Source organism: Rickettsia endosymbiont of Oedothorax gibbosus (assembly GCF_936269705.1).
Classification (GTDB): domain Bacteria; phylum Pseudomonadota; class Alphaproteobacteria; order Rickettsiales; family Rickettsiaceae; genus Tisiphia.
Genome location: NZ_OW370493.1, coordinates 781,262 through 794,986, shown reverse-complemented (window position 1 = coordinate 794,986; position 13,725 = coordinate 781,262). Strand labels below are relative to the sequence as shown.

The following is a 13,725-nucleotide window of genomic DNA, read 5'->3' as shown; positions in this document are numbered from 1 at the left end:
GGTAAAAACCAACGGTTAGCAATAAACGTCAATTCGGGATAAGGATATTGTGAACATGTAGATTAAAATCAAATTTTGTTGAAGGTTTATTTTTCTTTAATGAGTAAGCAACAAGAGTAGATAATATATGGACAAAGGCATTTATTGGTGATCTATGTCTAGTATGTTCAAGGTTCATTTTATTTTTTAGATAATCAAAAACTGTTTCAATTAAGTTACGCTTTCGAAGTAAGATTTTTTCTTTCAAATCCATTAATTTATTTTCCATATTCTTCTTAATTCCATGAATCATTTTTAAGCCTCTTTCATATAAATTTAAGAACAAATTTTGCTTAATATAACCTTTATCAGCTGCTATAATTCCAGTTAATCTTTTTGTTAACTCCGGTACTGGAACCCTATCATCTACATTGCCTTTGGTCACTTTTAATGCCATAAACTCCCCTTTATTATTGATTATTACATGTAATTTAAAACCATAAAAATACCCCATAGAGGATTTACTATGTTTGGCTAATCCTTTAAAAACTTTATTGCTATAACGCCTTTTATTGTGACAAGCTTTAATCGTTGTAGAGTCAATAAAATAAATACCTGTTTCCTCACCAAACAACAAATGAATCAACATATTTAGCGGTATGAATAATCGTGCCATTAATTCAACAAATCTATTATAACTCAAGGCTTTGGGAAAATCATCCTTATGCATGCACTCTATATAACTTTTATAGAAAAATTTAAAATTCTTAGCATAGGATGTATGAAACATAATTATTATTGTTAACATTTCACTTAGACTCATGCTACAACAGCGATTTCTTTGCTTATTTGATGGTAATAACTTTCTCTGTTCATACTCCAAATAAATTTTACAAAAATCATCTATAAAACTATATAATTCTGTGATATCTTTTTTCATGCCTGTAGTTTGTTTTTTTGTTTAAAAATATAAATACTGCAGGCACTCCTTTTTGACAATCCTTTTATCTATTACTATTTCATCTATATCTTATCCCGAACTGACGTCATATGCAAACACACAGGCAATGAATAAATTCTTAGAAGAGCTTTCTCGCAGTATTCAAGGCAACCGACATATAGCTTTACTAACGGATAATGCAGGTTGGCACACAGCCAAAAAACTAACTGTGCCAAGCAATATCACTTTGATACCGCTTCCGCCCTATGCACCGGAACTTAATGCAATGGAACAAGTTTGGGAATGGATCAAAAATCATTTCTTGTCTAACCAATGTTATGGTGTATATGAAGATATCGTCACTATGGCTTGTTACGCTTGGAATCAATTTGCTCATAATGTAGATTTAGTAAAATCAATTATGTATAGAGACTGGATAAACACACCGTGTTAATTATTGCAATTGGTATTATATCTCCCATAACATTTCCATTGATTCAAAGAAAAAAAGGTCTACTAAACTTCTTATTCGTTCCCATAACGATCCTAATCTACCAAATTGCTCCCTCATTTCTTGAAATAATTTATCAACTAATTGGTGTATTTGATGAATAGTAAATGCTAACAAAGTAAAATTGTAGAAATTATAACATAGATTCTCAGAACCATGACCGTAATTATGTTCTATATTATAACCATGATTCTTTAAGCTATTAAAGCATTCGTTCTCTATTTTCCAACGTGCTCTTGCTCCGTCTATTATTGTTTTAGCATTATCTGAGGTGATTTCTAGATCAGTAATCCATTTACCATAATACTGACTTTTGTTACTACCATCTTTCTGCGGCACTAGCTCCCATGCCGCTATATAATTTGTTCTTACCTTAGTGCTAGTAAATAATTCAACATCATTAACCCATTCAATTATCAATTTGTTCCTTCTAAGGCTCAATGTCTCTATCTTTGATTTATCTACAGATTGAACATTATCCATTAATGTCTTATGATTATTGGGTTTTACTTTAAAAATATAATTAGCTTTATGATCACGAATTGTATAATGGTTCCAATATTTTGGACAGAAAAATAAGAAAAATGAGATAGAATTCTTTAGCAAACAAGGAGAGCTAGAGATGAAAAAACAAGTAAGGCAATATAGTGCTGAGGAGAAAGCCAAAATTGTCATAGAAGCAATTAAGGGAGAGCTAACAATAGCCCAGATAACCAGTAAGTATGGTGTTCATGCAACACAGATCAGTAACTGGAAAAAACAAGGTCTTGAGTTGTTAGTACAAGGTTTTAAGAATAAAACACAGAGTGCTGATCCAAATCAGCAGGGGTTAATCAAGAATCTATATGAGCAAATTGGTCAGTTAAGCGTTGAGTGTGACTGGCTCAAAAAAAAATCTGCATTGTTTAGAATTAAAGGTTAGGTGTAATATGATAGAGCCTAATCATAATAAGTTAACAATTGTACAACAGTGTAAGTTATTGGATATTAGCAGGTCAACCTATTACTATCAACCTACTGGTATTAGTGAACAAGATATCAAGATTATGGCAATAATTGATGAGACCTATACTATGCATCCATATTATGGTATGCGGCGGATGGCTAAATATTTACAAGCCCAAGGTTTTTCGGTAGGTCGTAAAGCTGTTAGACGTTACTACAAGATAATGGGTCTTGAAGCTGTTTATCCTAAAATAAATTTAAGCAAGAGGAATCAAGTGCATAAAATATATCCTTATTTACTAAAAGGATTAGAAATAGTATTGCCAAACCAGGTTTGGAGTGCAGATATAACGTATATAAGACTGAGCCAAGGGTTCGTATATTTAGTAGCTATTATTGACTGGTATAGTCGTTATATTCTAAGTTGGCGAATCTCCATTAGTTTGGAAAGTACGTCAGTTCGGGATAAGATATAGATGAAATAGTAATAGATAAAAGGATTGTCAAAAAGGAGTGCCTGCAGTATTTATATTTTTAAACAAAAAAACAAACTACAGGCATGAAAAAAGATATCACAGAATTATATAGTTTTATAGATGATTTTTGTAAAATTTATTTGGAGTATGAACAGAGAAAGTTATTACCATCAAATAAGCAAAGAAATCGCTGTTGTAGCATGAGTCTAAGTGAAATGTTAACAATAATAATTATGTTTCATACATCCTATGCTAAGAATTTTAAATTTTTCTATAAAAGTTATATAGAGTGCATGCATAAGGATGATTTTCCCAAAGCCTTGAGTTATAATAGATTTGTTGAATTAATGGCACGATTATTCATACCGCTAAATATGTTGATTCATTTGTTGTTTGGTGAGGAAACAGGTATTTATTTTATTGACTCTACAACGATTAAAGCTTGTCACAATAAAAGGCGTTATAGCAATAAAGTTTTTAAAGGATTAGCCAAACATAGTAAATCCTCTATGGGGTATTTTTATGGTTTTAAATTACATGTAATAATCAATAATAAAGGGGAGTTTATGGCATTAAAAGTGACCAAAGGCAATGTAGATGATAGGGTTCCAGTACCGGAGTTAACAAAAAGATTAACTGGAATTATAGCAGCTGATAAAGGTTATATTAAGCAAAATTTGTTCTTAAATTTATATGAAAGAGGCTTAAAAATGATTCATGGAATTAAGAAGAATATGGAAAATAAATTAATGGATTTGAAAGAAAAAATCTTACTTCGAAAGCGTAACTTAATTGAAACAGTTTTTGATTATCTAAAAAATAAAATGAACCTTGAACATACTAGACATAGATCACCAATAAATGCCTTTGTCCATATATTATCTACTCTTGTTGCTTACTCATTAAAGAAAAATAAACCTTCAACAAAATTTGATTTTAATCTACATGTTCACAATATCCTTATCCCGAATTGACGTATCCCCTGATCGCTAGGAAGCGATTGTACTGTAAACATGCTACGCAGATTATTACGTTGTTCCTTCCTTTCCATACGCCTTTGAAATTCTAGCAAAGATACTGATTGAAAATACATACACGCCAAACCAGATAACATAATATCTGCTATACTATTACTACTATTTACACCCCTTCTATCTTCTATACCAGCAAATCTATCTGCAATCATACTTCTGATTGCACTAAAACTTAAATGTTTCTTTGAATGCATAACTTGATACCAATATTATATTGATATTATCTTAGATAATTTATCCAACTTTGACTACTTTTTTAACTATTCCTCTACGAAAAACTTATTCCATATCCTTTTACTTACCTTCCTTCTATGACATATTTGGAATCGCTGGCAGCGACGCGGCAATCCAAGAAAAAGTGAATAGAAATGGATTGCTTCGTCGACCTTACGGTCTCCTCGCAATGACGGTTTCTCAATTATTGTTTTCTTAAACTAACGCTTATGTACTCCATCACTCCTGCTACCCAATTCTCCTGAATTAACTATATAATTCTATAACCACATAGGAGAAAGAATTTTTGACAAAAATTCTTTATGTTTTTGTAATTCTTCCTTAGTTGGTTTGATAACTATAGTATTATTTTTATTTGCCATAGTAGTTCTAACCAACAGCTCATCTGTATTTTGTACCTTTTTACTATTAATGTTAAAACTTATCTGCCTACCTCCAGTAAGCTCAACATAAACTTCTGCCAGTAATGCCGCATCTTTAAGGGCTCCATGCAACTTACGCGAAGAATTGTCAATTTTATATCTTTTACATAATGAGTCAAGATTAGCCTTCATTCCAGGGAACATCTTGCGAGCCAAAGCAAGAGTATCAATAGTACTAGCAAGTTCTAAAAAATCTGTATTAGGTCTTTTGAGCAGAGACAACTCATAATTAATAAACTTAATATCAAATGTTGCATTATGTATAACAAGCTGGCTGCTACTAATAAACGCTAAAAACTCCTCGGCAATTTCTGCAAAAAGTGGTTTATCTTTTAAGAATTCTCCTGATATACCATGTATTCGATAAGCTTCTGTCGGCATATCTCGTTGTGGATTAATATAAAAGTGAAAGTGCTTACCGGTTAGAACTTTATTAACCATTTCAATAGCACCAATCTCAACAATCCTATGTCCACTTTTGGGATCTAAGCCAGTTGTTTCAGTATCTAAAATTACTTCTCTTAATTGCGACATTTTAATTTTTGTATTAGTTGAGTTATTTGTTTATCTAAATCTACTATATTAACATCAGTATTAATAACAAAATCTGCTCTTGCTATTTTAATATGTTGTGATAATTGAATCTGTGCGATTTTATTATAAGTTGTTAAATTAAATCCTTCCCTAGACATTGCCCTTTTTAACCTAGATTCCTCTGAACAGAATGTTGTAACATAAAAATCAAAATATTTATCAAATTTAGCTTCAAAAAGTAATGGAATCTCAGCAAATGTAATTTCTGAATCATTATTTTGCCGTTTAAAAATAGACAAACCTTCCACTACAAATGGATGAATAAAATTTTGCAATTTTCTTCTTGATGAATCATTAGCATAGATTAGCTCTGCTATTTTTCTTTTATCAAAAATTTTTAGCTCAGGCAGTAAGTTAAGAATTATATTTTGTATTGCCGCCTTTTTGTAGATATCCTTAATATATTCGTCAGCGGAAAAAGTCATAAATCCTAAATTAGCTAAATAATTTAAGACAAAAGTTTTTCCTGAAGCATAACTACCAGTAATTCCCACACAAATCATTTTAATAAATATTTTATTTTTCTACAATAAAAAGCCCACATTTATTAGCTAGTTCGATAGTTTTTTCTAGCTCAATAACAATCACTTTCTCTTTCTGTATTGCTACCCCTTTATAACCATAACTAGCTAAATTATTTATTGTCTCTGGTCCTATTGTAGGTATATCAATTCTAGTATCTTGTCCCTTCTTCATCATTTTAACAAGTACCCCACCTGTAGAATTTTTGCGTAAATATGAACATCTTTTTATTAAATTATCTGTACCTTCTGCTGCTTCAATACCTATAATATATCCATTATCAACAATTACTGATTGCCCTACATCAAGCTGTCCTATACTATCTAATAGTTTCATGCCTAATTCGATATCTGTACTATCTATTGATGATGGAGCAATCCTGGTCTTAATGCTATTATTTGCACTCAATATTTCATAACTAGAGACTACGTTAAACCCTTTTTCTTCTAGGAAATCTGTCACTATACTAAGAAGTTTATCATCTCCTAAAAATTTTTGTTTCAATATACGAGCAAGTAACCTTGAACCCATTAAATCTACTTTAATTGCTTTTAAATTAGGACGCTTTACACCACCAGCAAGAATTATATTTTTTACATCATATTTACGAAAATACTCAATTATTGGTTTGACCATACCAATTTTAAAAAATTGGTGGGTAAGATCCTTATATAATGTCGGATCTGCTTCTCCTTCTAAAGCAGCGATATAACACTGTCCTCCTTGTGTAATAAAACTTTCAGCTAGTGAGATTGGCAATAAACCATTTCCTGCTATAATTCCCACTATACTAAAAGGATTAGAAAAATTAGAATGTAAAGTTATGGACAAACCTACCTCACACATATTTGGATCATGCACATTTTTTATAGTCAAAGGATTTGAAGAGTGGGAACGATAAACAAGGGAGAAGAAGCGAGTACAACGTACTCTTTGTATGTGAGTACGCAAATACCACCAAACTTTGTGAATCCAATTTTTGAAAATAGAAGAGTGTATTTGCCACATTTTAGCTATTTGCCTTATCATGATCGACTTGTCGTGGTTGACAAAATACTCTGGTACTATCCTGCTTTATAAAAGTGATAATTTGTTCTACAATATGGTTACCTTTATATTGCTTTGAAACTTTCTCAACTTTATCAATAAAAATACCTTCGCTAACAAAAATATCATCTATAGCTTTTATAGTATCAAGCGTTTCCTGATTATCAAAGCCACGTCTTTTCATTCCAACTAAGTTTATTCCTCTAAGAAATGCCCTTTCATTTGTAGCTAGCCCAAATGGAATTAAATCTTTCCCCACTGCCGACATGCCACCTACTATCGAATGCTGTCCTATACGTACGAATTGAAGAACAGCAGAAAGCCCTCCTATAATAGCATAATCACCAACTTTAACATGACCACCTAAGCTAGCATAATTTGCAAAAATCACATTATTTCCTACGGTGCAATCATGTGCTATATGTACTCCAACCATAAATAAACCATTATTACCTACAGTGGTAACCATCCCACCACCTTTACTACCAGCTTGAATAGTTACATATTCTCTAATAGTATTATTACTACCTATGATAACCTCTGACTTTTCTCCTTCATACTTAACTATTTGAGGGGGTTGACCAATAGAAGCAAATGGATATATAACTGTATTAGCACCAATTTTTGTTTTCCCCTCTATAACTACATGTGATTTTAGCTCAACATTATCTGCTAAAACCACCTCTGGTCCAATAGTACAAAAAGGACCTATTCTGACATTTTTACCAATTGAAGCCCTTGGATCTACTATGGCAGTTGCATGTATAGCTGGTAAAATCATCATTAATTCCTATTTTTAAACATTGCAGTAAATTTGCTCTCTGCAACTATCTGATCATCAACTTTAGCATTACTTGAAAATTTCCAAACAGAACCTCTATTTTGTTCTATTTTAGCATAAATATGTAATGTATCGCCTGGTTCAACAATTTTACGAAATTTTGCCTCTTCAATAGACATAAAGAATGTCTCCTTATCTTTTGTAAAATCCATTGATTTTGCTACTAAAATACCAGAAAGCTGAGCCATAGCCTCAACAATTAACACACCGGGCATTACTGGTCTTGTTGGAAAATGACCAGTAAATTGTGGTTCATTAAAAGTAACATTTTTGATACCAACAATTGATTCATTAAGCTTAAATTCTAACACCCTATCTATTAATAAAAATGGATAGCGATGAGGCAACATTTCCATTATTTCTATAATATTAATTTTCATCTATGTTCCGTTTCTTTATAAGCTGTTTTATAATTATTGATTGTCTATGCCAATCTCTAATCGGCACGGCAGGAAACCCACTAACTGTTACTCCTGGTTCAACATCTTTTATCACCCCAGCTTTTGCTGCTACTTGAACTTTATCACCTAGTACTATATGTCCGGCTAGTCCTGCTTGCCCTCCAAGAGCACAATATGCTCCTATTGTAGTACTACCTGATATACCGACCTGTGCGACAATAATCGACCCCCTTCCTATTATAGCATTATGTCCTATCTGCACTAAGTTATCTATTCTACATAAATCTCCTATCACCGTATCATTTATTGATCCCCTATCAATAGTAGTATTACTACCTATTTCAACATTATTACCTATTTTAACTATACCTGTATGGAAAATTTTCTTGTGAACCCCTTTATCTGTTGCAAAACCGAAACCATCTTGTCCAATTCTTGCTCCAGATAATATTACCACATCATCACCTATTATGCTGTAACTTATTGAAACATTTGAGTATATTAATGCTCTATTACCTATTACCACTCCATAATCTATACTCGCCCCAGATTCTATAACGCAATTATCACCTATTACAACATGATCTTCAATAACAACATTATGTCCTATATAACAATTATTTCCTATAGTGGCAGAATCCGAAATATAGGCAGATTGCATAATTTTGTTAGGATAAGTCTTTGCTTTACTATAAAACAAATCCACTAATTTTGCATAAAAGAAATACGGATTCTTTACTTTTAATAATATTGTTCCATTGTTAGATTCTTGTAAAAAATTCTCTGGAACTATGCAGCATGAAGCTTTAGTGTTTTGAAATTGGGTAATATATTTGCTATTACTTAAAAAAGTTATATCACCAACATCAGCCTCTTCTAAAGACTTAATATCATGGATTAACAAGTCAGTGAAACATGATATCTCAGCATCTATTAACTTTATAATTTCTGATAATTTATAAGAGGCAGATTTCTTATAAAAGCGTGAATTTATCATAGTTAGTTATTTTTATAAAATGATGAGAACAGTATAAATGTACGACGGGAGTAGTATAAACGTCAGTTAAAAAATATTCAAGTTTTCTTACAATAATTTATATTGTATAATGTTATATGAACATTTATACTTGAATTTCTTTAGTTTGTCTGATATGTATTATCTTGGATAGGTGTCCGAGTGGTTTAAGGATCTAGTCTTGAAAACTAGCGTACGGGCAACCGTACCGTGGGTTCGAATCCCACCCTATCCGCCATTCGGTACGAGTTGTCGTTTTTTCAAAAATATCGAACGGGAAACGTAGAGAGGTCTCAAGTTTTTTACCCCTAAGCTCCAGGTTCTGAAATACGAATTTTATCATTTTGCGTTTTTGAGGCATTTCAGAACCTTTGAAAGTTTTATAGGCTTCAGAAGCTAGAGTTATCAAGGTTGAGGCGGTATCAGTAAATTTGTCATCTGCTTCATCATAAATTTTCAATAATCGATTAATTTCATATTGACGATCTTTTAATTGTTGTTTTTTTGCTTGAAATTCTTCTGTACTCAGTTCACCATTAAGTCGTAAATCTATTAATGAGTTCAATCTTCTTTCGTTTTCAGTATGTTCTTTCTTTAAACTAGCTGTCGCTTCATCATGTTCATCTTTTTTTAGCTCATTAGTGTTTTTAAGGTGTTCTAGCGTGTCTTTTAATAGTTCTGGGTCTTATACCTATTTTCTTAAAAATCTCTTCTATCTTCGCTAAAATCTCATCTTCCCTAACATATATTTTTTTGTTTGGATTTTTTGGATCCCATGCTGCCAAATAAACCCATTGATCTACCTTACCATTAGCATATGTTTTACTATGAATTTCTGATGTCACTATCTTGCCTGTTGTTGCACAAGTAATTAACCCTCTAAATAGGAAATCTTTCCCTCCATATTTGAAAGGCTTTTTATTCCATCCTAAACGTACTTCTTTACATGCCATAAATGTTTCTCTTGTAATAATTGGTGGATAATTATGCAGCCACATCTCTCCTTTTACTAACATTTCACCGTAATAAAATGGCTGCTGCATTAAACGGTGTAATACTGTTTTATTTAGGTAATAATTCTTTTTACTCCTTAAGCCTAACTCTTTTGCCATGTTTACTATCTTTCCAAGAGTATATGCTCCTGTAGCATATTCTTCAAATAATTTTTTTATAATAAAAGCTCTAGATGGATCCAAAATTACTGTACTATTGCTATGTGCATCTCTGCTATTTAGATAACCAATAGGAGCAGGACCTATCCACTCTCCTTTACGTAATTTGTGATCTAAACTCCTTTTGACATTGTCACTTAAACTATCAACATAAGATTGAGCCATTAATACATTCATTCCCCATACCAATTTTTCATGAGATTGAGAATCTTTCGTTAGTATATAACCTTCAGTTCTAAAATGTAATTCTATTTTACCATCTTTTATTGGTCCTTCCAATAATGAAATTTCTGAAATTCGTCTTTGAACGCGATCAACTTTATCAGCTACAATAGAAATGGTTTCCCGGTAATTTTTGGCAAATTTAATCATTTCTCTAAATTACGTCAATTCGGGATAAGGATATTGTGAACATGTAGATTAAAATCAAATTTTGTTGAAGGTTTATTTTTCTTTAATGAGTAAGCAACAAGAGTAGATAATATATGGACAAAGGCATTTATTGGTGATCTATGTCTAGTATGTTCAAGGTTCATTTTATTTTTTAGATAATCAAAAACTGTTTCAATTAAGTTACGCTTTCGAAGTAAGATTTTTTCTTTCAAATCCATTAATTTATTTTCCATATTCTTCTTAATTCCATGAATCATTTTTAAGCCTCTTTCATATAAATTTAAGAACAAATTTTGCTTAATATAACCTTTATCAGCTGCTATAATTCCAGTTAATCTTTTTGTTAACTCCGGTACTGGAACCCTATCATCTACATTGCCTTTGGTCACTTTTAATGCCATAAACTCCCCTTTATTATTGATTATTACATGTAATTTAAAACCATAAAAATACCCCATAGAGGATTTACTATGTTTGGCTAATCCTTTAAAAACTTTATTGCTATAACGCCTTTTATTGTGACAAGCTTTAATCGTTGTAGAGTCAATAAAATAAATACCTGTTTCCTCACCAAACAACAAATGAATCAACATATTTAGCGGTATGAATAATCGTGCCATTAATTCAACAAATCTATTATAACTCAAGGCTTTGGGAAAATCATCCTTATGCATGCACTCTATATAACTTTTATAGAAAAATTTAAAATTCTTAGCATAGGATGTATGAAACATAATTATTATTGTTAACATTTCACTTAGACTCATGCTACAACAGCGATTTCTTTGCTTATTTGATGGTAATAACTTTCTCTGTTCATACTCCAAATAAATTTTACAAAAATCATCTATAAAACTATATAATTCTGTGATATCTTTTTTCATGCCTGTAGTTTGTTTTTTTGTTTAAAAATATAAATACTGCAGGCACTCCTTTTTGACAATCCTTTTATCTATTACTATTTCATCTATATCTTATCCCGAACTGACGTAAATTGTTTACGATCACCTTTACTGGATGATTCGGTGATTTCAAAAATTTGAATAACTTGCAAGTTCTTACGTTGACAATATTCTATTAATCTGTGTTTTTGAGCTTCAATAGAATATCCATCTTCTTGTTCTTTAGTTGAAACTCGTACTAAAATTATAGCATTTGTTGCTTTGTTTGTCATATTTTCTCCTTATTATAATATTAGTTTAATTACTTAAAACAATCTCCATCAGGGATAGACCATATAATTAGAACAGTCAAGTAAAGTATGTGCTTAATTGTCGCATTGTAGTGAGTCATTGCAGCTAAATGTAACATTTTTAGCCTATACAAATTCTATTGGTTAGTTTTAAGAGATTTTGGGGCTTTATCTTCTGGCAAATCAGATTCTTACTTCTTATTTTTCTTGTTCTTTTTTCTGTTTCATTTTGTAGTCAATAATTGTTTGATAAAAACCAATTAAATTCTTAGCTGATTCATGAAGTTCCTCGTCACTCAATTGGTTGTTAGACATAGTCCTTAGTTTGTTAACTATTGACAGGTAAATTTCTTTGGAAGAGCGTTTATCATTATCTATTTCCTTTGTTATCTGGTGCATATAGGCATTTCTCATAATATATTTCCCATTTTTATAATCTTTCATCTTACTGTTAACTATTTTTTCTTGATTTACAATGGTCATTTCATGACATGAAATAATTCTAGCATTGATAAAACCTAGATTTGTTTGTCTTGACGTGCAAAATTTATTTATTTGATATTAAAAAATTTCATGCCATGAAATTTTAAAAAATATTCCTTGAGTTTAGCCAACTAAGGGCGTTTTTCTAGTAAAGATAAAGAACTTTTAAGCGATTACTATGCAATTACTCACATAGTTAGAACTACAAGAAATGTCTATACAAGAATTTGCCAAAAAAATAAGTAAGCATCCAAGTTTGGTACATAAATACATTTATGCAGATGTAATACCTAAGCGTGATCCAATGAAAATAATCTTCATAACCACTGGTGGATTGGTTTCAGCAAATGACTTTTATCAACTTACTGAAGAAATGCTTAAGCAGGAATTAGTAAAAAGGAAAAAGAGTACGTCAGAACCTGAAATGGATTTTAGCGACTAATTCTAAAGTTGCTATCAATAGCATCAATTAATTCAAATTTTTTAATTTTAAGTAATAAATAATATATATTTACCCACAAAACCTGTGGATAAATATGTGGATATCACATGGATAAGTTTTTTTAGCCTGTGGATAAGAGGTGAAATTTGGATTTTTTTATAACTTTTTTAGGATTTTTTTTGCATTTTTTTAGGTTTTTTTGCGAGTTATACGCTCGTATAGTTTTTTTTTGCCATTTTTTGAAGGTTTTTTACAAGTTTTTATCAGCTAAATTATCTAAAATTATAGGAGATTATTATGTTAAAATCTAAGAGTAAACCCTTTACTCTATCAGCTTTTCTTCATGGTACTAATTTACTTGGACACGATGAATTAGGAATTTACATTAGACTACTTGAACATATGTGGATAAGTGGTGGGAAATTGCCAAATAATGACCAAAAACTGGCACATTTTTTAAATATTTCCCTAAAAAAATGGCAAAATTATAAAAAAATTTTGCAAAATTTTTTCATTTTTTCTGATAAAACTTTTACGCATTTGAAGTTGAAAAACGAGTACCAAAAACTTATAAAAGTATCGCAACAAAATTCCTTGAATATAGCAAAAAGATGGGAGAAACATCGTAGTCAACTTATCGAATTTGCAGGAGAAAAAGCTACCCACTCTAATGATACGAACGTATATACGACCGTAATACAATCGTATTACCTACGCACGCACGCGTCTAAAGATAAATCTATTGATATAAGATTAGATGATATAGATGAGCATGTGGATAACTTGCTTGAGACTGCAAAATTGGCAAAATCCGAAATAGCAGAATTAATTCAAAAGCTACAAGTACTGTTCAACGAACACAGTATGGTTTTACCAAAAGATACGTTGTTGGTTGTGGAGTGGTTAAAAAACGGTATTAGCAAGGATTATATTTACCAAAAGATTCAGCAAGTACTAGCACGGATTTGTAAGCAGCAACTTGTACATCCAAGGTCATTTTCTTACTTCACACCAGAGATAAAACGTGAACGTTATGACTCATAGCTCTAGGAATAAAGCTATTTTATGGTTTGGTCTAAAGA

19 protein-coding genes and 1 tRNA gene are annotated in these 13,725 nt (G+C 31.3%); 7 read left to right on the top strand and 13 right to left on the bottom strand.

Annotation, left to right across the window (positions count from 1 at the left end):
• Positions 1 to 28: 28 nt before the first annotated feature.
• Positions 29 to 919 (bottom strand): IS982 family transposase, encoded by an 891-nt coding sequence (locus NBW66_RS04425; RefSeq protein WP_250310582.1) that lies wholly within the window; start codon positions 917 to 919, stop codon positions 29 to 31.
• Between the two features lie 52 nt (positions 920 to 971).
• Between NBW66_RS04425 and NBW66_RS04420 the strand changes: the two genes are divergently transcribed.
• The gene (locus NBW66_RS04420; RefSeq protein ID WP_250311845.1) at positions 972 to 1,373 is read left to right on the top strand and encodes a transposase; all 402 of its coding nucleotides are present in this window, start codon (positions 972 to 974) and stop codon (positions 1,371 to 1,373) included.
• A 15-nt stretch (positions 1,374 to 1,388) separates the two neighbouring features.
• Here the strand turns inward: NBW66_RS04420 and NBW66_RS04415 are convergent, their stop codons facing one another.
• The gene (locus NBW66_RS04415) at positions 1,389 to 2,036 is read right to left on the bottom strand and encodes a hypothetical protein (RefSeq protein WP_250311844.1); all 648 of its coding nucleotides are present in this window, start codon (positions 2,034 to 2,036) and stop codon (positions 1,389 to 1,391) included.
• Between the two features lie 16 nt (positions 2,037 to 2,052).
• Between NBW66_RS04415 and NBW66_RS04410 the strand changes: the two genes are divergently transcribed.
• From NBW66_RS04410 to NBW66_RS04400, 3 genes are all read left to right on the top strand, one after another.
• Positions 2,053 to 2,352 carry a transposase gene (locus NBW66_RS04410; RefSeq protein WP_250310572.1) on the top strand — a complete coding sequence of 100 codons (300 nt, stop codon included), beginning with the start codon at positions 2,053 to 2,055 and terminating at the stop codon, positions 2,350 to 2,352.
• A 7-nt stretch (positions 2,353 to 2,359) separates the two neighbouring features.
• Positions 2,360 to 2,851, top strand: coding sequence for an IS3 family transposase (locus tag NBW66_RS04405; RefSeq protein ID WP_250311843.1), 492 nt, complete (start codon positions 2,360 to 2,362; stop codon positions 2,849 to 2,851).
• Between the two features lie 83 nt (positions 2,852 to 2,934).
• Positions 2,935 to 3,825, top strand: coding sequence for an IS982 family transposase (locus NBW66_RS04400; protein WP_250310582.1), 891 nt, complete (start codon positions 2,935 to 2,937; stop codon positions 3,823 to 3,825).
• Here the strand turns inward: NBW66_RS04400 and NBW66_RS04395 are convergent.
• From NBW66_RS04395 to lpxD, 7 genes are all read right to left on the bottom strand, one after another.
• Positions 3,801 to 4,079, bottom strand: a complete 279-nt coding sequence (locus tag NBW66_RS04395; protein ID WP_250311842.1) for a hypothetical protein — start codon at positions 4,077 to 4,079, stop codon at positions 3,801 to 3,803. The genes NBW66_RS04400 and NBW66_RS04395 overlap by 25 nt on opposite strands.
• Positions 4,080 to 4,379: 300 nt before the next feature.
• Positions 4,380 to 5,075: a DNA polymerase III subunit epsilon gene (dnaQ, locus tag NBW66_RS04390; RefSeq protein WP_250311841.1), complete on the bottom strand. Its 696-nt coding sequence runs from the start codon at positions 5,073 to 5,075 to the stop codon at positions 4,380 to 4,382.
• Positions 5,063 to 5,638: a dephospho-CoA kinase gene (gene coaE, locus NBW66_RS04385; protein ID WP_250311840.1), complete on the bottom strand. Its 576-nt coding sequence runs from the start codon at positions 5,636 to 5,638 to the stop codon at positions 5,063 to 5,065. Before coaE ends, dnaQ begins: the two co-directional genes overlap by 13 nt.
• 13 nt (positions 5,639 to 5,651) lie before the next feature.
• On the bottom strand, positions 5,652 to 6,503 hold the full coding sequence (locus tag NBW66_RS04380; RefSeq protein ID WP_250312260.1) for an LpxI family protein: 852 nt from the start codon (positions 6,501 to 6,503) through the stop codon (positions 5,652 to 5,654).
• A 163-nt stretch (positions 6,504 to 6,666) separates the two neighbouring features.
• Positions 6,667 to 7,485, bottom strand: coding sequence for an acyl-ACP--UDP-N-acetylglucosamine O-acyltransferase (gene lpxA, locus NBW66_RS04375; RefSeq protein ID WP_250311839.1), 819 nt, complete (start codon positions 7,483 to 7,485; stop codon positions 6,667 to 6,669).
• A 2-nt stretch (positions 7,486 to 7,487) separates the two neighbouring features.
• A complete protein-coding gene (fabZ, locus tag NBW66_RS04370; protein WP_250311838.1) occupies positions 7,488 to 7,925 on the bottom strand; it encodes a 3-hydroxyacyl-ACP dehydratase FabZ in 438 nt (145 codons plus the stop codon).
• Complete coding sequence (lpxD, locus tag NBW66_RS04365) at positions 7,915 to 8,943, bottom strand: UDP-3-O-(3-hydroxymyristoyl)glucosamine N-acyltransferase (RefSeq protein WP_250311837.1); 1,029 nt, start codon at positions 8,941 to 8,943, stop codon at positions 7,915 to 7,917. The genes fabZ and lpxD overlap by 11 nt, the downstream gene beginning before the upstream one ends.
• A gap of 166 nt (positions 8,944 to 9,109) precedes the next feature.
• Here lpxD and NBW66_RS04360 point away from each other — a divergent pair.
• Positions 9,110 to 9,199 (top strand) — tRNA-Ser (locus tag NBW66_RS04360).
• Between the two features lie 409 nt (positions 9,200 to 9,608).
• Here the strand turns inward: NBW66_RS04360 and NBW66_RS04355 are convergent.
• From NBW66_RS04355 to NBW66_RS04340, 4 genes are all read right to left on the bottom strand, one after another.
• Positions 9,609 to 10,505: a recombinase family protein gene (locus tag NBW66_RS04355; RefSeq protein ID WP_250311836.1), complete on the bottom strand. Its 897-nt coding sequence runs from the start codon at positions 10,503 to 10,505 to the stop codon at positions 9,609 to 9,611.
• Positions 10,506 to 10,519: 14 nt separating this feature from the next.
• A complete protein-coding gene (locus tag NBW66_RS04350) occupies positions 10,520 to 11,410 on the bottom strand; it encodes an IS982 family transposase (protein ID WP_250310582.1) in 891 nt (296 codons plus the stop codon).
• Positions 11,411 to 11,493: 83 nt separating this feature from the next.
• On the bottom strand, positions 11,494 to 11,700 hold the full coding sequence (locus NBW66_RS04345; RefSeq protein WP_250311835.1) for a recombinase family protein: 207 nt from the start codon (positions 11,698 to 11,700) through the stop codon (positions 11,494 to 11,496).
• 216 nt (positions 11,701 to 11,916) lie between these two features.
• Positions 11,917 to 12,201: a hypothetical protein gene (locus NBW66_RS04340; RefSeq protein WP_250311834.1), complete on the bottom strand. Its 285-nt coding sequence runs from the start codon at positions 12,199 to 12,201 to the stop codon at positions 11,917 to 11,919.
• Between the two features lie 211 nt (positions 12,202 to 12,412).
• Between NBW66_RS04340 and NBW66_RS04335 the strand changes: the two genes are divergently transcribed.
• Complete coding sequence (locus tag NBW66_RS04335) at positions 12,413 to 12,643, top strand: hypothetical protein (protein ID WP_250311833.1); 231 nt, start codon at positions 12,413 to 12,415, stop codon at positions 12,641 to 12,643.
• A gap of 297 nt (positions 12,644 to 12,940) precedes the next feature.
• The gene (locus NBW66_RS04330) at positions 12,941 to 13,687 is read left to right on the top strand and encodes a DUF1376 domain-containing protein (RefSeq protein ID WP_250311832.1); all 747 of its coding nucleotides are present in this window, start codon (positions 12,941 to 12,943) and stop codon (positions 13,685 to 13,687) included.
• Positions 13,688 to 13,725 lie beyond the last annotated feature (38 nt).

What these genes read in the sequence shown, in the direction of transcription:
- NBW66_RS04410 (WP_250310572.1), top strand. Translation starts at nt 2,053, where the DNA reads ATGAAAAAACAAGTAAGGCAATATAGTGCTGAGGAGAAAGCCAAAATT.
- NBW66_RS04425 (WP_250310582.1), bottom strand. Translation starts at nt 919, where the DNA reads ATGAAAAAAGATATCACAGAATTATATAGTTTTATAGATGATTTTTGT.
- lpxA (WP_250311839.1), bottom strand. Translation starts at nt 7,485, where the DNA reads ATGATTTTACCAGCTATACATGCAACTGCCATAGTAGATCCAAGGGCT.
- NBW66_RS04350 (WP_250310582.1), bottom strand. Translation starts at nt 11,410, where the DNA reads ATGAAAAAAGATATCACAGAATTATATAGTTTTATAGATGATTTTTGT.
- NBW66_RS04400 (WP_250310582.1), top strand. Translation starts at nt 2,935, where the DNA reads ATGAAAAAAGATATCACAGAATTATATAGTTTTATAGATGATTTTTGT.
- dnaQ (WP_250311841.1), bottom strand. Translation starts at nt 5,075, where the DNA reads ATGTCGCAATTAAGAGAAGTAATTTTAGATACTGAAACAACTGGCTTA.
- lpxD (WP_250311837.1), bottom strand. Translation starts at nt 8,943, where the DNA reads ATGATAAATTCACGCTTTTATAAGAAATCTGCCTCTTATAAATTATCA.
- NBW66_RS04335 (WP_250311833.1), top strand. Translation starts at nt 12,413, where the DNA reads ATGTCTATACAAGAATTTGCCAAAAAAATAAGTAAGCATCCAAGTTTG.
- NBW66_RS04340 (WP_250311834.1), bottom strand. Translation starts at nt 12,201, where the DNA reads ATGACCATTGTAAATCAAGAAAAAATAGTTAACAGTAAGATGAAAGAT.
- coaE (WP_250311840.1), bottom strand. Translation starts at nt 5,638, where the DNA reads ATGATTTGTGTGGGAATTACTGGTAGTTATGCTTCAGGAAAAACTTTT.
- NBW66_RS04345 (WP_250311835.1), bottom strand. Translation starts at nt 11,700, where the DNA reads ATGACAAACAAAGCAACAAATGCTATAATTTTAGTACGAGTTTCAACT.
- fabZ (WP_250311838.1), bottom strand. Translation starts at nt 7,925, where the DNA reads ATGAAAATTAATATTATAGAAATAATGGAAATGTTGCCTCATCGCTAT.
- NBW66_RS04330 (WP_250311832.1), top strand. Translation starts at nt 12,941, where the DNA reads ATGTTAAAATCTAAGAGTAAACCCTTTACTCTATCAGCTTTTCTTCAT.
- NBW66_RS04380 (WP_250312260.1), bottom strand. Translation starts at nt 6,503, where the DNA reads ATGTGTGAGGTAGGTTTGTCCATAACTTTACATTCTAATTTTTCTAAT.
- NBW66_RS04395 (WP_250311842.1), bottom strand. Translation starts at nt 4,079, where the DNA reads ATGCATTCAAAGAAACATTTAAGTTTTAGTGCAATCAGAAGTATGATT.
- NBW66_RS04355 (WP_250311836.1), bottom strand. Translation starts at nt 10,505, where the DNA reads ATGATTAAATTTGCCAAAAATTACCGGGAAACCATTTCTATTGTAGCT.
- NBW66_RS04405 (WP_250311843.1), top strand. Translation starts at nt 2,360, where the DNA reads ATGATAGAGCCTAATCATAATAAGTTAACAATTGTACAACAGTGTAAG.